At 40.1% G+C, this 16,781-nt stretch carries 14 protein-coding genes; 5 read left to right on the top strand and 9 right to left on the bottom strand.

What is annotated here, in order from left to right; all coding sequences use genetic code 11:
* The first annotated feature begins 2 nt into the window (after positions 1-2).
* The 3 genes from proC (at position 3) to B9T30_RS03030 (ending at position 1,956) form a co-directional block, all read left to right on the top strand.
* Entirely contained in the window at positions 3-833 is an 831-nt protein-coding gene (gene proC / locus B9T30_RS03040; RefSeq protein WP_086164942.1) for a pyrroline-5-carboxylate reductase, read from the top strand.
* Between the two features lie 27 nt (positions 834-860).
* Positions 861-1,430 (top strand): YggT family protein, encoded by a 570-nt coding sequence (locus B9T30_RS03035; protein WP_074943448.1) that lies wholly within the window; start codon positions 861-863, stop codon positions 1,428-1,430.
* Positions 1,431-1,509: 79 nt separating this feature from the next.
* On the top strand, positions 1,510-1,956 hold the full coding sequence (locus B9T30_RS03030) for a DUF2314 domain-containing protein (protein WP_086183726.1): 447 nt from the start codon (positions 1,510-1,512) through the stop codon (positions 1,954-1,956).
* 138 nt (positions 1,957-2,094) lie between these two features.
* On the opposite strand, the gene polA is transcribed toward B9T30_RS03030, so the two are convergent.
* Complete coding sequence (gene polA, locus B9T30_RS03025; protein WP_086183725.1) at positions 2,095-4,860, bottom strand: DNA polymerase I; 2,766 nt, start codon at positions 4,858-4,860, stop codon at positions 2,095-2,097.
* A gap of 162 nt (positions 4,861-5,022) precedes the next feature.
* Here polA and B9T30_RS03020 point away from each other — a divergent pair, with 162 nt between their 5' ends.
* A complete protein-coding gene (locus B9T30_RS03020; protein WP_086183724.1) occupies positions 5,023-7,719 on the top strand; it encodes a DUF2339 domain-containing protein in 2,697 nt (898 codons plus the stop codon).
* A 250-nt stretch (positions 7,720-7,969) separates the two neighbouring features.
* Here the strand turns inward: B9T30_RS03020 and B9T30_RS03015 are convergent, their stop codons facing one another.
* Positions 7,970-8,896, bottom strand: a complete 927-nt coding sequence (locus B9T30_RS03015) for a mechanosensitive ion channel family protein (protein ID WP_086183723.1) — start codon at positions 8,894-8,896, stop codon at positions 7,970-7,972.
* A gap of 8 nt (positions 8,897-8,904) precedes the next feature.
* A complete protein-coding gene (locus tag B9T30_RS03010; protein WP_413772551.1) occupies positions 8,905-9,726 on the bottom strand; it encodes a hypothetical protein in 822 nt (273 codons plus the stop codon).
* Positions 9,727-9,826: 100 nt separating this feature from the next.
* Between B9T30_RS03010 and gspE the strand changes: the two genes are divergently transcribed.
* Positions 9,827-11,314, top strand: coding sequence for a type II secretion system ATPase GspE (gspE, locus tag B9T30_RS03005; RefSeq protein ID WP_086183721.1), 1,488 nt, complete (start codon positions 9,827-9,829; stop codon positions 11,312-11,314).
* A gap of 92 nt (positions 11,315-11,406) precedes the next feature.
* Here the strand turns inward: gspE and B9T30_RS03000 are convergent, their stop codons facing one another.
* From B9T30_RS03000 to B9T30_RS02975, 6 genes are all read right to left on the bottom strand, one after another.
* Positions 11,407-12,159 (bottom strand): hypothetical protein, encoded by a 753-nt coding sequence (locus B9T30_RS03000; RefSeq protein WP_086183720.1) that lies wholly within the window; start codon positions 12,157-12,159, stop codon positions 11,407-11,409.
* Positions 12,160-12,302: 143 nt separating this feature from the next.
* Entirely contained in the window at positions 12,303-12,728 is a 426-nt protein-coding gene (locus B9T30_RS02995) for an organic hydroperoxide resistance protein (RefSeq protein WP_086183719.1), read from the bottom strand.
* Positions 12,729-12,841: 113 nt separating this feature from the next.
* On the bottom strand, positions 12,842-13,666 hold the full coding sequence (locus B9T30_RS02990) for a carbon-nitrogen hydrolase family protein (RefSeq protein ID WP_086183718.1): 825 nt from the start codon (positions 13,664-13,666) through the stop codon (positions 12,842-12,844).
* A gap of 24 nt (positions 13,667-13,690) precedes the next feature.
* Positions 13,691-14,209: an anti-anti-sigma factor GigB gene (gene gigB, locus B9T30_RS02985; protein WP_086183717.1), complete on the bottom strand. Its 519-nt coding sequence runs from the start codon at positions 14,207-14,209 to the stop codon at positions 13,691-13,693.
* 113 nt (positions 14,210-14,322) lie between these two features.
* Positions 14,323-15,291 carry an RsbU family protein phosphatase GigA gene (gene gigA / locus B9T30_RS02980; protein WP_004649725.1) on the bottom strand — a complete coding sequence of 323 codons (969 nt, stop codon included), beginning with the start codon at positions 15,289-15,291 and terminating at the stop codon, positions 14,323-14,325.
* 112 nt (positions 15,292-15,403) lie between these two features.
* Positions 15,404-16,324: a VacJ family lipoprotein gene (locus tag B9T30_RS02975; RefSeq protein WP_086183716.1), complete on the bottom strand. Its 921-nt coding sequence runs from the start codon at positions 16,322-16,324 to the stop codon at positions 15,404-15,406.
* Between the last annotated feature and the right edge of the window lie 457 nt (positions 16,325-16,781).

Below are 16,781 nucleotides of genomic sequence, written 5' to 3'. Positions count from 1 at the left end.
TCATGAGTGCAGCTTTAAATTGTAATATTTGTTTTATTGGTGGCGGTAATATGGCTCAAGCCTTAATTGGCGGGTTAATTTCACGCGGTTTGCCTCCAACACGTATTACAGTTTCTGATCCGGTTGAAAAAGTACGTCTTTTATTAGCTGAAAAAGATGTTTGCGTGACCGATGATAATATTGCTGCCATTCGTGATGCCGATATCGTCCTTTTTGCGGTAAAACCACAGGTATTGGCCAGTGTATTAAAGCCTCTTAAAGGTTTGTTTGAAGGCAAATTGGTCATGTCTATTGTTGCTGGTGCTGAAATTGCAACCATTGCAACGCTTTTAGCCACAGACCGAATTGTTCGTGTGATGCCGAATACTCCAGCTTTGGTGCAAACAGGTGCACATGGCCTGTATGCGACTGAAGCAGTTGATACCAAAGATCGTGAGCTTGCAAGCCAAGTTTTAGCTGCAACAGGTTTAACCTTGTGGGTAAATTCAGAAGCGCAGATTGATGCGGTCACGGCAGTATCTGGTTCTGGTCCTGCATATTTCTTCTATATGATGGAAAGCATGATTCGTGCAGGTAAAAACTTGGGCCTAGATGAGAAAGTGGCGACAGCGCTGACTTTGCAAACGGCGTTAGGTGCTGCACAAATGGCAATCACCAGTGCAAATACACCTGCGGAATTACGTAAAAATGTAACCTCACCAAATGGTACGACTCAAGCTGCACTTGAAGTTTTTGATCGTGCACAAATTTCTCAAAATATTCAGGCTGCTTTGGCTGCTGCACAAAAGCGCAGCCAAGAACTTGCTCAAGAGCTAAGTGAAAGTAGCAAATAACTCGTTTTTATTTAGGAAAGTTCCAGTATGGGTGCAAACTCTGCGCTGATTTTTGGCATTATCATTAACGTAGCGATTTTGCTCGTATTTTTTCGTTTTCTCATGCAGTTGGCAGGGGTAAATGCTTATAATCCGGTGGTGATGTCTACGGTTAAAGCAACGAAAATAGTGGATGTTTTTGGTCGTATTTTTCCAACTGTGGCAAAAGGTCGCGTTAATTTAGCGGCTTTGGCTTTACTGTTGGTTTTATATTTACTCAAAATTTTTGGTGTCATGTATTTGTCAGGTGCTATGCCGAATAGTCCGGTGCATTTGCTGATTTTAACTTTTGTCACCATGATTCAAGACTTGATTCGTTTCTGCCGTTATTTGATTTTTGCGACCATTATTTTAAGTTGGGTGGTGATGTTTACGCAATCTCGCTCGCCTTATATTGAAGTAATTCAGGAGCTTGCAGAACCATTGTTGGCACCATTCCGTCGTATTTTGCCGAATATGGGCATGATTGATTTATCTCCAATTGTGGCATTTTTAGCTTTGTATATTGCTGAAATTATTATGAATGAAGTGGCGATTGCACTTCTGACAGGGCTTTAAACTTTAAGCAATAAAAAAGGACTCCATTGAGTCCTTTTTTATTGCTAAATAAAATATTTTAAAATCAGGATATTGGTGAATGAATAGCGAACTTGAACCTCAATTTATGCTTGTTGATCATGAAGCTGACGCATATTTGGCAACGATAAAAATCGCAAGAGAATCATTGGACATTTTTAAAGAAAACTTAGCAAAAATATCTGAGGGGGATTTTGCATGTGTTAAATTTTATATTCCAGAAAGCCAAGATTCCGAAGAGGGTGCGAATATTTGGCTAATGACTCCATTTTTTGAAGATAACTTTTGTTTCGCACAACTGTTTGAAGTGCCTGAAATGTTTAAATGGATTCAAGTTGGGCAGTGGTTAAAGTTGAGTGAATCTGAAATTTTAGATTGGTATATCCTAAAATCTACGGGTGAGATGTTTGGTGGTTATTCATTACGTTATCAGCGATCTAAACTCTCTCCCGTACAGCAAGTAGCGTTTGATCAACGTGTTGGGGTTACTCGGTTTGTTGATCTGTAAAGGAGCTCTTTAAGTGGAGTATTGTGTGGAGTCAGACAAAAATTATCGCTTTTAAGTATTGAAGGAATGAAGAAACTCTAAAATTACTTAAAGAGTTTCTTTCAAACCGTCATTTAAAGGAGAGAATGCTTTAATATTTTAATGTGCCTCATCCCAATTCATGCCTTTACCGACTTCAACAATTAGCGGAACTGAAAGTTTCACCACCGATTGCATCACTTCAGCCAATTTAGGCGCCAGTTCATCAGCAATATCGGCATCGACCTCAAACACCAATTCATCGTGTACTTGTAACAGCATTTTGGCTTGATCTTTCGGTAATATTTTATCGACTTCAATCATCGCCATTTTAATAATATCAGCAGCACTTCCTTGTAGCGGAGCATTGATTGCTGCACGTTCAGCGCCTTTACGCACCATCATATTGCGTGCATCAATATCAGGGGTATATAAACGACGACCTAAAATTGTTTCGACAAAGCCTTGTTCCAAAGCCACTTGACGAGTGCGTTGCATATACTCATAAATGCCTGGATAACGGTGGAAATACTGTTTGATATAGTCTTGAGATTCTTGACGGGTAAAGCCTAACTGACGAATCAAACCAAATTCAGACATGCCATACAATAGACCAAAATTGACGGCTTTGGCTTGACGGCGTTGGTCATGCGTTACATCTTCTAGGGCAATGCCTAAAACTTCAGCAGCGGTACGACGATGCACATCTTGTCCATGATTAAAGGCATGTACTAAGGCATCATCTTGAGAAAAATGTGCCATTAAACGAAGTTCGATTTGCGAGTAATCGGCTGCAAGCAGCACGCGACCTTTAGGTGCAACAAACGCTTTACGAATTTGACGACCAATTTCTTCACGGACAGGAATATTTTGCAAGTTTGGATCGGTCGATGATAAACGACCAGTTGTCGTGAGTGCCTGATGATAACTGGTATGGACACGACCACTGTCATTGTTGGCCTGTTTTTGTAGACCATCTGTATAAGTGCTTTTGAGTTTTGAAAGACCGCGGTATTCCAAAATTAACGCGCTAATCGGGTGATCAATTTTTTCTAAAATACTTTCACTGGTACTGTATTGTCCAGTGGCGGTTTTCTTGCCACCTTTTAATCCCAACTTATCAAACAGGATCTCACCGACTTGTTTTGGCGAGCTGACATTAAAGCTTTGTCCTGCTAATTCGGTAATTTGATTTTCTAAATTTTGAATGGCATTTGAAAAATCTACCCCTAATTGATCAAGGAATTTGAGATCAAGCTCAATGCCGTTTTCTTCCATTATGGTCAGAACGCGGGCCACAGGCATTTCAATATTATGCAAAATATGGTCGAGTTCAGGTACGGCTTTTAATTTTTTCGACAACACTTCATATAAGCGATAAGTCACATGCGCATCTTCAGCAGCATAATGTGCAGCGATTTCAATCTCAATTTGATTAAAGGTTTTTTGTTTCACTCCTTTGCCCGCTACTTGTTCAAAGGTGGTGCTCAAATGGCTTAAATATAAACGTGCAACATCATCCATACCGTGACGCGTTGCCACAGAATTAAGCACGTAAGAAGCCAGCATGGTATCGAAATACCAGCCTTGTAATTCAATTCCGTGATTCTGCAAAATATGTGCATCATATTTTAAATGATGACCAATTTTTTTAACCGAAGCATCTTCTAAAATTGGTTTAATTTGTGCGAGAACCGTTTCACGGTTGAGCTGTTCAGGTGCACCTTCATAGTCATGCGCCAGCGGAATGTAATAGGCATCATCGGCATCAAATGCCACTGAAAAACCGACCATTTCTGCAATACGGTAATCTAGACTGGTGGTTTCAGTGTCAAAAGCAAAACGTTTTTCAGTGCTAAAGCGTTGGAAGAATTTATCCCAGTCTGCTTGGCTTAAAACGGTATGGTAGGTGGCTTGTCCCAATTGATCATCGACACTGCTCATGTCGGCTTGATCTTCAGTTTTAATCACTTCTTCTGTGTGTGCAGATTTCTCAATCACTTTTGAGGTTTGTTTATAGACCGAACTATTGGGATTATTTGGATGGTCTAAAGACTGTAATTGGTTACGAAATTCAAGTTCAGTATAAAGCTGACGTAAGGCTTCGACATTCGGATCAGCCAGCTTTAAATCGTCATAAGTGAGGTTTAAATCTAGGTCAATCACAATGCTGGCAAGTTGATGGTCGAGGGCAATCCCTTCAACATTATCTTTAATGTTTTGACCGACTTTACCTTTGATTTGATCGACATTTTCTAAAATGCCACCGATTGAACCATATTCAGTTAAAAGTTTAGCTGCTGTTTTCGCACCAACCCCTGGCACGCCACGAATCCCATCAGAAGCATCACCCATTAGGGTTAAATAGTCGATAATTTGATTCGGCCAAACCCCGAATTTTTCAAAGACCCCATTCACATCCATTGGCTTATCTTTAAAGCTGTCTTCTAAAGTCACTTTGTCGGTGACCAGTTGTGCCATGTCTTTGTCGCCTGTAGAAATGAGCACTTGATGACCTGCTTTCTCTGCACGTTTAGCCAGTGTTCCAATCACGTCATCGGCTTCTGCACCCGGTAGGGTATACAAAGGAATGCCTAAAGCGCGAATAAGATTGTGCAGATAAGGAATCTGTTGAGAAAGTTCCTCTGGCATACTTGGGCGATCACCTTTGTAAATCGGTGAAAGGAGATGACGGAAAGTTGGCTCTGGTGTATCAAAAATCACGGCCATATGCGTCGGTTGAATACGACGCATCAATTTTTGAATCGCAGAAATCGCACCACGAATTGCGTTGGTCTGTAAACCCGTAGAAGTGGTTAGTGGTGGCAGTGCATGGTACGCACGAAATAAAAAATATGAGCCATCGACCAAAACAAATGGTGGCATTGAAAGATTCCTAATTCAAATAACCCGCTTATTGTACGTGATTTTACTGCTGATCACAGGCACATCATGAAAGATGCATGTTACCGAATATCTGATGAATGCTTAAAAATCAAAGTCAGAGCTGTTGTATGATCAATTCATAAGGATGCAGAGAAAGATAAGATGCACAAAGGGCAGAGCGAAATCCGCATGATTTGGCTGATGATATTGATTATTGTCGGTGTGGGTGCGTGGTTTTTAAAAGCACACATTTTTACTTATTTGTGTGGCTTAGCCTTGGTCATGAGTGTGATGCAATATGTCGATGCTTTGCAAACACCCGCAGCTCAAATTGCGACTGAGACGCATATTTCATTTCAAGAAACCTCAAAAGTTCCACTCTATCTTGCATCCATTGTTGCGCTTGTCGGTGGAGCAATGGATTGGAGTTTTGTTGTTGGTGCAGGGGTCACAGCTTGGATTTTTTTCTTTCTGCGTTGGTTAAGGCGTTTGGAAGCTTTGTTAAATCGAGTGCAAAGGCGATTACAGCAAGTTCCACCCACGGCTTATGTTGCTGTTGAACCGACATCCCATACAGAGCCGCCTGAATTAGCCTTTACATCAAATTCGATCAGTTTGGTTGATCAGTTCAGGCAGTGGATATTTCAGGGGAATCCTGTTTTAAAAGTTGCCATCTTGGTGCTGATTATTGGCATTGTGCTATTGCTACGTTTTGCCACCGAACATTGGCAGTTGAGTCTGGCGTTGAAACTGAGCATTGTTGCGAGTGTGAGTGGAGCAGTCACGGCATTGGGCTATGGGTTACAGGCTAAAAACCGCAGTTTTGCTTTGGCTTTAGAAGGTTTAGGTTTAGCGGCATTATTCTTAACCCTATTTTTTGCCTATTACAATGGTGTGATTGCGATGTTATGGGTGGCCGCATTTTGTTTTGCTGTCATTATGTTGCTCACCCTGCATTTAAGCTTAAAGCAGCAATCAATTGAACTGGCACTGATGGCGATGATCATTGCCTATATCGCACCATTCACTTTGCCTGTTCGCAATGCGACAGCGGTCGAATTGATTGCCTATTATGTGGTGATTAATCTGGCGGTTGCTGTGTTAAGTACATTACGCCCATGGAAAATTCTAAATCAAATTGCATTCCTCATTACGGTGATCGTGGGTGGCAGTTATGCCTTTTATCAGGGTGAAGCAGAAGAGCGTAGGATTTTAACGGTACTGGTTGTTGCACATACCGCCATCTTTGTTTGGCTGAGTTTTCGCTTTAGCCAGCTGCTTGCCAAAGCGGATTTTGCTCAATTTAAACTCAAACCTGCTTTAGATGTCGCACTGATTTTTAGTGCGCCTATTGTGGGCTATATTTTTATTTATTTAATGTATTTTGATGAAATGTATTGGCAAGCCGGTGCAAGTTTAGACTTTGCAGTGGTGTATGCAGGACTGTATCTGCTTTCTAAACGGCATCAAGCAGTACAACTGATTTCGCAAAGTTATTTAAGCCTCATGCTTATTTTCTTGGCTTTGATTCCACCGATTCTTTTGCCTGAACAATGGAGCGTGGTGGGTTGCGCGGTCGAAGGTTTAATGATTTTTATTTATGCCTTATATCGGGAGTCGAATATTAGTCGTTATCTGGGCATGGGGTTGTTGGTCGTCGCAGGATTATCCAGTTTTTATTATCTGGCAGAGTTGAGCCAATTTCCACATGAAATGTATTGGGGGCTGTGTCTGAGTTATTTTGCGGTGGTGTTGCTTGCCAATAGTCGTGCATCTTTTCGCAAGCAATTGAGCCATGCCACGATTGCTTTTCATGGTTTACAAATGCTGTTTGCAACCACGATGTTGATTGTTTTATTGCTTGATCAAATTGATCGTGCGAATCAGTTTGTCATTTGCCTATTGATCGTCAGTGGCTGCTATTTGCTGATGAATGAAGTCATGCTGTATTGCAAAGCCACATGGTCATGGTTATTGCCGAAATGGCTCGGGTTAATTCCAGTCTTTGTTTTTGCCTGCATTATTGTGCTTGATCAAAGTAAACAAGGCATTATTGTTTGGTCTTCTACATTTGACCGCGTTGCTTTTGCATTGTCTGGTTTGATCTTGACTGCCTTGTGGCTGCGTCCCATGTTGGGCGTTCGAGCGGAAAAAGAGTGGGTGAGTTTCGGGGTTTTGCTTAGCCTCGCCATGAGTAGCTTAAGCTTGGTTCCGAGCATGCCGTATATGAGTGTGGTGATCTTACCTTTACTGTTTTGTGCTTGGTGTTATTGGCAAGTGGATAATCCAGATTGGAAGATATTTTGGCAAGCGCGCAGTACTTTGCTTTTAATGGCGACTTGGATGCTGAGCTCGCAGCTCTTGACCCAACAAGCATTCCAAGTATATGTATTGCCGATTTTAAATCCATTTGATTTGGTCAGTATCGCCATGTTGATCGGGTTTATGTGGATGCTGTCCTTACAGGTTAAATCAGGTTTGGATAAAGGCATTGTTGCCGTGCTGATGGTGTTAAGTTTACTTTGGTTAAGCAGTTATATTGTGCTGCGTGCATTACATGTGTATTTGGATACACCCTTGAATGAACTGGCTTTGTGGCAAGATGGCACGGTTCAACTTAGTTTGACTTTACTTTGGGTGGGGTTGGCCTTTATGACCATGAGTTTAGCCAGTCATAAACAGCTGCGTTCAGTCTGGATTTTGGGCGGCAGTATCTTGGTGGTGGTAACTTTAAAATTGGTCTTGTTCGATTTGTCCCATATTGGCACGTTAACTCGGGTTGTTTCATTTTTAGGTGCAGGCTTGGTGATGTTGGTGATTGCGTATATTGCACCGATGCCTGAAGGTGAAAAGATTTGATATTTTTCCTCTCCCTTACAGACTCAAAATATATATATTGAGGATTCTCATCTCCTATTAGGAGAAAGGAAATTCTTTTCTATAGGTGTGCATAAATAAAATCTCCCTCTTATACCATATACGATTCATTTTTGAAAAAGAGGGACTTTCCTGCTTTGGATAAAAAGAGACTAAATCTGAATTATTGCTTAATTGACGTCTCCCTCCTTTTCTAAAGGAGGGTTCGGGAAGGGTTAAATGATTAAAAAAATTATTTTAAATCAGGCGCTCTTTTGACTTCTTTGGCATTGGCATATTGATCAATATCGGCATCATTTAAAGGTTGCATATTCGCTGGTCGATCGACAAAACCCATTTTAGGGACAGGGATTTCAATTTGATTGTCTAGGAAGCCATTGCGGATGCGTTCTTGCATTTCATCCCGCACTTTAAAAAAGTTTTCGCGGTCACACCAAATGGCAAATAACAGTTCAATGGAAGATTCACGGAATGCCGTGACCGTGACAGCAGGTTTCGGGTCGGCCAAAACCAATGGATATTTATTGGCAACATCAAGCAGCACTTCACGAACTTTAATAATATCTTCATGAAAGTTAATGGCTAAAGTAATGGGAATACGCCGTATCGGAAATTTTGACAAGTTATGCACAGGGGCGCGAATGAGCTGCTCATTCGGGAGTCGAACATAGACATTATCTTGGGTTAACAGTTTGACAGAAAGTAAGTCAATCGAAATGACCTCACCTTCAATGGTGTTCCCTCGAATTAAGGTCAATTGAATGGTATCACCGATTTCAAAAGAACCTTCACCAATCAAAAACAAACCACTGATTAAGTTGGAAGCCGAGGTTTGTGAGGCAAAACCCAAAGCAACGGTTAAAATACCTGCCGCACCTAAAAAGACACTCAGCTTAAAGCCTGCTTCTTTTAAGCTTGCCATGACAAAAATTAAGAAGATGAAATAAAAAATACCGCGTCGCCACACCAGACGTTGGTGTGCATTAAAACGTGAGCCAATCGTACGAATAAAGGCATTTGATACAAATCGGGCAATCAGAAAACCAATGACAGCCAAGGAGAGTGCAACCAAAATTTCAGTGAGTCGATCGGTATTAATATTGGTGAAAACACCTTTGAGGCTACTGGTAATTTCTTTTGGAATATTTGAATCGGCCATTTTGCCCCCTAGAAAAATGAATCAAACATATTAAACAAAGCACTGGCTGGCGCACGTGGTGGATGGACATACATGACTTCACCTGCATGTGGCGGTGTGCGATTTTCAATACGAATTCGAGGCGGACGATCCAAACCTTCATGTAGCACTTTAATTTGTGATGTCCATAATCGCCCCGTACTTTCACTATAAAATAGCGGGAGCGCAGAAACAGGTACATTCATTCGATCAAAGCGTAATTGTTGGTGACTGGTATTATGAAATTCAATTGGTGTGACTGCACGAAAGGCGCGTGGTTTTAACTGATGTAGTTCAGTACGACCATCAACAGCAGTCGCATAACAAATCTCGCCCATACGATGATTCGGACCAAACCAAGTGTCTTTGGGAAGAATGACTGGAATATCAAACAGTGGATCTTTTTGCCCTTCGACAAAACCAGCAATCCATAAGGGGGTGCTGATATACAGTGTGCCACGTTGTCCAGCAGGAATATAAATTGGGTCGACTGGTTTGATTACCACAGAACGGTCCGCTAAACGCGGCATCAATTGCAATTTACTTTGCGTTGATTTGAACATATAGCGTTCTATTTTCGCGGGCTGAGGGAAACCAAAATGGGGATCTTCAATGGCATGCCACTTTTGTTCATAGTCATACTGAACTTGTGGGCGATGAAATTCCATCCGCCATTCTTGTAGCCCGCGGGTAAGACGAAATAATAAGGAACCAAATTGCCATGCTTTGGGCTGATTTAATTCAAAGGTGTATTCGCCCCACCATTTTAAATTGGGATGCTCAGGTTCGATCAATTCATTATTTTTAGACAACAGCATATTTCCTATATTGCTTAATCAGTAAAAAACAGACTTCACGCTGCCATATGCTTAGAGTACACTCAAATCAATTTATTCATCATTATAAACTTTGATGCAAATACTTAAACAATTACAAATACCCTATAGTTTTGCTAAGCGTCATGGCGTATTGCTTCGATACGAGGGTGATCAAGCCTTTATTGTACGCCGTGAAAATACGCCATTGCTTGCGATACAAGAAGCACGTCGCTATTTAGCTTATCCTGCACAGCACCAATTATGTAGCGAGCAAGAGTTTCATCAATTGCTGAGTTCAAGTTTTGCGGGGGATACGGGCGAATCACAACAAGTGGCTGCGGGTTTAGAAGATCATCCAGATTTACTCAGTTTGGCTGACTCGGTGCCTGAAGCTGAAGATTTAATGGATCAGGAAGATGATGCTCCAATTGTTCGTCTAATTAATGCCTTACTCTCTGAAGCCATTCGTGTTGGTGCTTCTGATATTCATATCGAATCTTTTGAAAAAAAATTATCCGTCCGTTTACGTGTTGATGGACAACTGCGCGAAATTGTCCAACCTCGTCGTGAACTTGCACCATTGTTGGTATCACGTATTAAAGTTATGGCAAAACTTGATATTGCTGAAAAGCGCGTGCCGCAAGATGGTCGTATGTCTTTAAGGTTGGCAGGACGTGAAGTCGATGTGCGTGTCTCGACCTTACCTTCGTCACATGGCGAACGTGTAGTGATGCGTTTACTTGACAAGCAAGCAGGGCGGTTAAATATGACGCATTTGGGCTTGATGCAGCCTGATTATGAGCGTTTGACGCATTTAGTGCATCGTCCACATGGCATTATTTTGGTCACTGGACCAACAGGTTCGGGTAAAACCACCACTTTATACGCAGCCTTATCGGACTTAAATGATGGCTCAAAAAATATTTTGACTGCGGAAGATCCAATCGAATACCAATTGGAAGGCATTGGGCAAACACAGGTCAACACCAAAGTAGATATGACCTTTGCTCGGGCGTTAAAAGCCATGTTGCGTCAAGACCCAGATGTGGTCATGGTGGGTGAGATTCGTGATTTAGAAACCGCAGAAATTGCTGTTCAAGCCTCACTCACAGGTCATTTAGTCTTGTCTACGCTGCACACGAATACGGCTATTGGGGCAGTCACGCGGTTAAAAGATATGGGGATTGAACCCTTCTTGCTGGCCAGTTCTTTGATTGGAGTGATCGCACAGCGTTTAGTGCGAACCTTATGTTCACGTTGTGCAACATGGCACGATGCGGATGCATTTGAAACTGAGGTTTTTCGACATTTAAATACCGAAGCGACATTCAAGTTGCCACAACCGAAAGGCTGTGATCATTGTTCACATACTGGTTTTATGGGGCGAACGGCAATTTATGAAATTGTCCCTGTTGATGATCAAATGCGCCGTTTCATTCATGGTAATGCTGCGGAATATGAATTGGAGGCTTATGCACGTCAGCAATCAGGCTCTATTCGTGATGATGGTTTACGTAAAGTGTTACAAGGCAAAACTACCTTGGAAGAAGTGCTACGCGTGACCAATGAAGCGGCTGAATAAGCCGCTTCATTGGTGTGTTGGTCTAAAATTTGCCGTTTAAAAGTAAACTGTTAATGATAGGGAAGTGGTAGACAAATAAATAAGTTTTTGATTTATACGGTTGTTGATAGTATTTGTTTAACAATGTCTTCGAATTTTGTCACAATATTATTTTCTGCTATGTTGAAAATCTCAGTTTCATTAAACTCTTTGTAACTTACTTGTCTATTAAAACCTTTTTCGTATTTCCAATAATATGGATCATTCCCATTAAATAATGGACGAATTATTGAAAAAGGGAAGTCAGTTGGTAATTTTTTAGGTCTATTATTTTTTTTGTCCCAAAACTTTTCTGAAAACTCTTTGCTAACATTGCTGTGGTCTTCAAATATATAGATGATGTTTGATTTTGGAACATTAAAGTTCTGTGAGAGAGCATCAACTCTTTCTCTAAATTCCTTATAAGGATCTTCTTGAGACTTATCTGGTCTAGCCCAACCAATATTGGTTTTAATTTCAATAATAAAGTGATATGTACCATTCTTTTTAATGGCGATATCAGGTTGTGTTTTGCTAATTTTAGCTTCCAATACTATTTCATATTCGTCAGGTAAAATTGCTTTTAGGTAGAACGCAACAATATCTTGAAAAAATTCCGAGATTGTATGTTTTCTTTTTCTACTAAAATTTATCTTATGTTTCCACCCAGCATACTTCATTTGTACAAGGTCAAGATATATCGTTTTACTTATAATATTGGTATCTAGCAAGGATTGATCAATTTTTTCAGTAATTGTAAAACTGTCAAGAAGTTGGCTGTATAAGTTTGAACCTTTAAATAATTTTTGAATGTTATGTACTTCCATTTATACCTTCAATTCCTTTATTGCATATTTGTAATTTGAAAATAATATTTTATTAAAATAAAACATTACCAAACCTAATTTAAATTATTCTATAAATTGGATCCACCTAGAAAAAATACTCTAGATGGATTCTTTATTAAAAATCAAACAATCACATTTAAAGTGACATTAATATTGCCACGCGTTGCATTTGAGTAAGGGCAAACAATATGTGCTGCATCAACTAATTTTTGTGCTTCAGCTTGATCCATGCCTTCTAGGTGAATATTTAATTTCACTTCAATGCCGAAACCTGTTGGTATAGGCCCAATACCCACTTCGCCTTCAATATAGGCATCTTTGGAAATGTTGAGTTTATCTCTGCCTGCAACGAATTTCATTGCACCTAAAAAACACGCTGAATAACCTGCTGCAAAAAGTTGTTCTGGATTGGTGCCTCCACCAGCACCGCCCATTTCTTTAGGTACGGCTAACTTTACATCTAAAATTTCATCTGATGATGTCGCTCGACCATCACGTCCACCTGTTGCTTTGGCTTTTGCTGTATAGACCGCTTTTTCTAAAGACATGTTGTGATCCCTCATAAATTTTATCAAGATTTTATCTTGGATGATTTGGAGGAAAAAACAAGCGGTGATTTTGTAATTTTTATATCAATTTTTTTGCTTTAATGGAAAAAGCTTTATAAAGTCATCAATTTACGATGCTGTATCAAAGGCATCGATGTGCGTATAGCCTGTTGTTCTTGTAAATCGAAAGGAATGGTCAGCAGCTGAGCACCCTCAGCTTCTGTAATTGCTAAAATTTGACCACGGCTATGGGTTGCTCCAGCATGTCCCCATGTTTGGCGCTTTTCACCGTGCCAGCCTTGTTGTGCCGCACCTAAAATATGACATTGACTGTCGATTGCTCGTGCTTGCAGCAATAACTGCCAATGCATTTGACCTGTGGTGTAAGTAAATGCTGCAGGTGCAGTCAATATATTTGCACCTTGAGCACGTAAAGTGAGTGCCAATTCGGGAAAACGTAGGTCATAACAGACCATCAGTCCAATCTGACCAAAAGGCGTTTTTGCAACGACAACATCTGTTCCAGGTTCAAAAAATTTAGATTCTTGATAGCCACCAACAGCATCACTGACTTGCACATCAAACAAATGAATTTTGTCATAACGTGCTTCAGTACGTTCAGGGCTAATACACAGGCTTACAGTCCGCACACGACCATCAGGAATGATGGAACCATCAGGGCGGAAGGGACAGGGAAGTGTCCCCGCCACAATCCAAATTTGATATTGCTGGGCAAGATGTTCTAAACGCTGTTGAATCATTTCAAACTGCGCTGCTGTCTCGCGTTGTTTTCCACCTGCAAAACAAACAAAGTTTTCAGGGAAAACAATCAGCTCTGCACCATCTGCTTTACTTTGTTGTATTAACGACTCGATCACGATGAAATTGGCTTCAATATCATCTTGGGAATTCATTTGTACAACAGAGAGTAAAGTCATGTGGTGGGCTCTAATAAATAATTTTTATACGTTTTGTTGAGACACTTGCTCAATATTCTCTTGTTCTTTTTGCAGCTGTTTAACCAAAGGCTCAAACATGTTGAGGTTGTTTTCATTCAACTCCATCAGTGTTTTATGCGCATCTAAAACAGTGGTTAACATGGTGTTATGACTAATGTGTTCTTCCATTAATTCAAGTGTGCATACTTTGGGGTCACCACAATAATTTAAGATCACAAAAACTTGACCCAAACCCATACTGTTGGCCAAAGTTGTAATATCAGGATTGGTAGATAACATGACGGCCTGAATGTGGTGGATTTGCTTGAGCTTGAGACCAAGCTTGGCGAGTACACCTAAAACAGTACTGTCAATAAATGTGGTTTGGGTTAAATCTACGATTGCCCCAACCACATTTGATTGCTGTTCAATTTTACTAAGGAGTTTGTCTAGACTGATACAAGATTGGGCACGCACTTCGCCAATAAGCTTAAAAATATGCGTTCCATTCAAGCTTGCATATTCAACATGACCTGTTGACATATAAATGCCATTTGCAGAGAAGGATTGTAAAATTATCACATAGGGCCACTAGAGACTCAAGTAGCCAAAGGGCGTAGTTTGCTTAGTTGAAAGTTAACATATTGATTATATGGTTAATTCATTCGACGTAAACTTAAGATAGCAATGTCATCTGCCACATGTTCCGGCGCTTGGAACGATTGATTCTGCAAATGGAAGACTAATTTTTCAAATTGTTCATTCAGACCACCATCAAAAGGTTCGAGTGCACCATCCGAACAAATAATAAACCGTGCATGACGATTCAGCACACATACGAATTCTTCGACTTCAAGATCTTCAGTCAATCCTAAAGGGAAACTACTGGTGTTTAAAATTTTAGGTGGTTGGTTGGGTTCAAAGATAATTGCAGGCGGATAATGTCCAGCGCTTGACCAACGTAATTGATGGGTTTCTAAATTTAAAACGCCTGCAATCATCGTAATATGCTTTTCAATATTTTCTTGAACCAGCATGCCATTGAGTTTTTTAATCAATTCACGCGGTGTTTTGGATCGACCATGAAAGGCAGCCATCCACGACGTAAGTAAACTGCTGGTGACCCCATGTCCAGAAACATCAGCCAGATAAAACATAATTTCTTTATCGCTAATTTTCCAATAATCGTACCAATCACCAGACAAATAGGCAGAAGGTTGAAACAAGGTTTCAACCTTATAGTTCATCAATTCAATTGGATTAGGCAGTAAGCATTTTTGTAGATGTGCAGCTGAGGGTAGATCACGACTATCTTGATTGCGCTTATATTGTGCATCAATTTTAAGTAATGCTCCTTCAGGATCACGCGGCAGTTTATTCCATATCCAACCAGCTAAAGCACCCAGTTCCCAAGCTTGAGCTAAGGCCGTACCTTCATTTTCAAAGGCCAACACAATAGTAGGGAGCGACCATTGATGGGTTAGATAGTCTTGCACATCAGCAATGGCTAAAATGGTGGGATCATACAAATCAATATCATCTATGCAAATCATTTGCACACTGGGTAGTGTACTGAGTACCTGATCTAAATAAGGAATATTACGAGTTGGTTGAATGAAATACATAAAGAAATTGTATGACCCTTAAAGTGATGATGCCTATAGTTGTACTATAACAATCTAATGATCAGCAAAGAAAGATGCTTAACTGATCATATTTTTAATAAATGGAAAAGACTTATTTACTTGTTGTATCTACATCATCTTCTGGCACGTCATTCTCAGTGCTATCTTGATCATCATCAATAAACAGTGACTCAGATTCTAGTCCTTTTTTTTCTGCAATTGCGAAATTTTTACGTTGTAAGTAAATATCACGAATGGCGGCATATTTATCACCTTGTAAAACATCTTCTATATCTAGAAGTTGGGAACGAGCATCAATGCCGCGTAAAACTTGGTCTGTCCAATAAACACCTTCACGATCTTCAAAGATATATTTTTGTGGTCGGGCTTGGCTATCCATGACTAGACCCACAGTATCTCGAAATGTACTTGGACCAAAAACAGGTAAAACCAAATAAGGTCCCGAAGGAATGCCGTAATAACCTAAGGTGGTGCCAAAGTTTTCTTCTTCAGCATATAAGCCTAAACGTCGAGCAGGATCGGCAAAACCTAAAGTCGTAATAGTATTAATGGAAAAACGGCCTAATGATTCTGCAGCTCGAAGTGGTCGGCCCTGAATCAATTGATTGGCTGCATTCCAGGGTTCACCTAAATTTTTGCGAAACTGACGATATGATCCGCGCATATCAGAAGGTACTTTTTCTTTATATTGAACAGCGAGTGGTCGAGCTACATGACGATCTAGAGCATCATTGAAAGCATATACCTGTCGATTTAAGGGTTGTAACGGATCTTTTTGGCTTTCAGGTTGGGTTGCATTCGCATTTACATTTAAATCTTTAGCTTTCACATTTTTTAATTCTTTTAATGCTTCAAGACGAGGGTGTTGAGCACTTTGGATTTGTTTCGTTGAAGGTGTTTCTAAGCCTTCTGTTGTTGGTGATTCAGAATTATGAATCGAATCATTTGCAATTACAGGAGAAATTAACCCAAAAGATAAAAGGCTAGCCCAAACATAATGGAAGTGACGCATAAGAAATCCTAGAGCTCTATAGTAAGCTGGTGCTTAAAGCTGAAACTACGTAATAAACTATATTAACAGGTCTTTGAATACGCGTATTAAAACAAATTTGATCAAAATATGTAGAAAAATAAGACAAAAAGACTAATTTTGAGTGATAAACAACCTGTCGATAAAGAAAGTTAAAAAAAGGGGTTGCATGGGAATTTTTTTCCCCTATAATGCGTATCCATCGGCGGTGATGTTAAATAAAACCTCTGGTAAATCAATGAGTTGGTTGGATTGTTAAGATTTCGAATGAGATTTTAAGATTGGATTTAAACTTGGGTTTGTCGGAAAAGAATTTAACAAAACCTGTTGACTTTCTCTGGAAAGAGAGTAGTATAGCCGACCTAGCTTGTTGATGACGAATCAGCAAGAAGATCATTAAGAGATTATGAAGAACAACTTGTGTGGATTTTTACTGGTT

Source organism: Acinetobacter sp. ANC 4973 (assembly GCF_002135275.1).
In the GTDB taxonomy this organism is placed as follows: domain Bacteria; phylum Pseudomonadota; class Gammaproteobacteria; order Pseudomonadales; family Moraxellaceae; genus Acinetobacter; species Acinetobacter kyonggiensis.
Note: the sequence above shows the minus strand (reverse complement) of the source record. Positions and strands in the feature narration are given on the sequence as shown.

Excerpts from the sequence above, each read along its gene's own strand:
- B9T30_RS02975 (WP_086183716.1), bottom strand. The coding sequence starts at position 16,324 with ATGCGTCACTTCCATTATGTTTGGGCTAGCCTTTTATCTTTTGGGTTA.
- gigB (WP_086183717.1), bottom strand. The coding sequence starts at position 14,209 with ATGTCAACAGGTCATGTTGAATATGCAAGCTTGAATGGAACGCATATT.
- gigA (WP_004649725.1), bottom strand. The coding sequence starts at position 15,291 with ATGTATTTCATTCAACCAACTCGTAATATTCCTTATTTAGATCAGGTA.
- B9T30_RS02995 (WP_086183719.1), bottom strand. The coding sequence starts at position 12,728 with ATGTCTTTAGAAAAAGCGGTCTATACAGCAAAAGCCAAAGCAACAGGT.
- B9T30_RS03020 (WP_086183724.1), top strand. The coding sequence starts at position 5,023 with ATGCACAAAGGGCAGAGCGAAATCCGCATGATTTGGCTGATGATATTG.
- polA (WP_086183725.1), bottom strand. The coding sequence starts at position 4,860 with ATGCCACCATTTGTTTTGGTCGATGGCTCATATTTTTTATTTCGTGCG.
- gspE (WP_086183721.1), top strand. The coding sequence starts at position 9,827 with ATGCAAATACTTAAACAATTACAAATACCCTATAGTTTTGCTAAGCGT.
- B9T30_RS03030 (WP_086183726.1), top strand. The coding sequence starts at position 1,510 with ATGAATAGCGAACTTGAACCTCAATTTATGCTTGTTGATCATGAAGCT.
- B9T30_RS03000 (WP_086183720.1), bottom strand. The coding sequence starts at position 12,159 with ATGGAAGTACATAACATTCAAAAATTATTTAAAGGTTCAAACTTATAC.
- B9T30_RS03015 (WP_086183723.1), bottom strand. The coding sequence starts at position 8,896 with ATGGCCGATTCAAATATTCCAAAAGAAATTACCAGTAGCCTCAAAGGT.
- B9T30_RS02990 (WP_086183718.1), bottom strand. The coding sequence starts at position 13,666 with ATGACTTTACTCTCTGTTGTACAAATGAATTCCCAAGATGATATTGAA.
- proC (WP_086164942.1), top strand. The coding sequence starts at position 3 with ATGAGTGCAGCTTTAAATTGTAATATTTGTTTTATTGGTGGCGGTAAT.
- B9T30_RS03035 (WP_074943448.1), top strand. The coding sequence starts at position 861 with ATGGGTGCAAACTCTGCGCTGATTTTTGGCATTATCATTAACGTAGCG.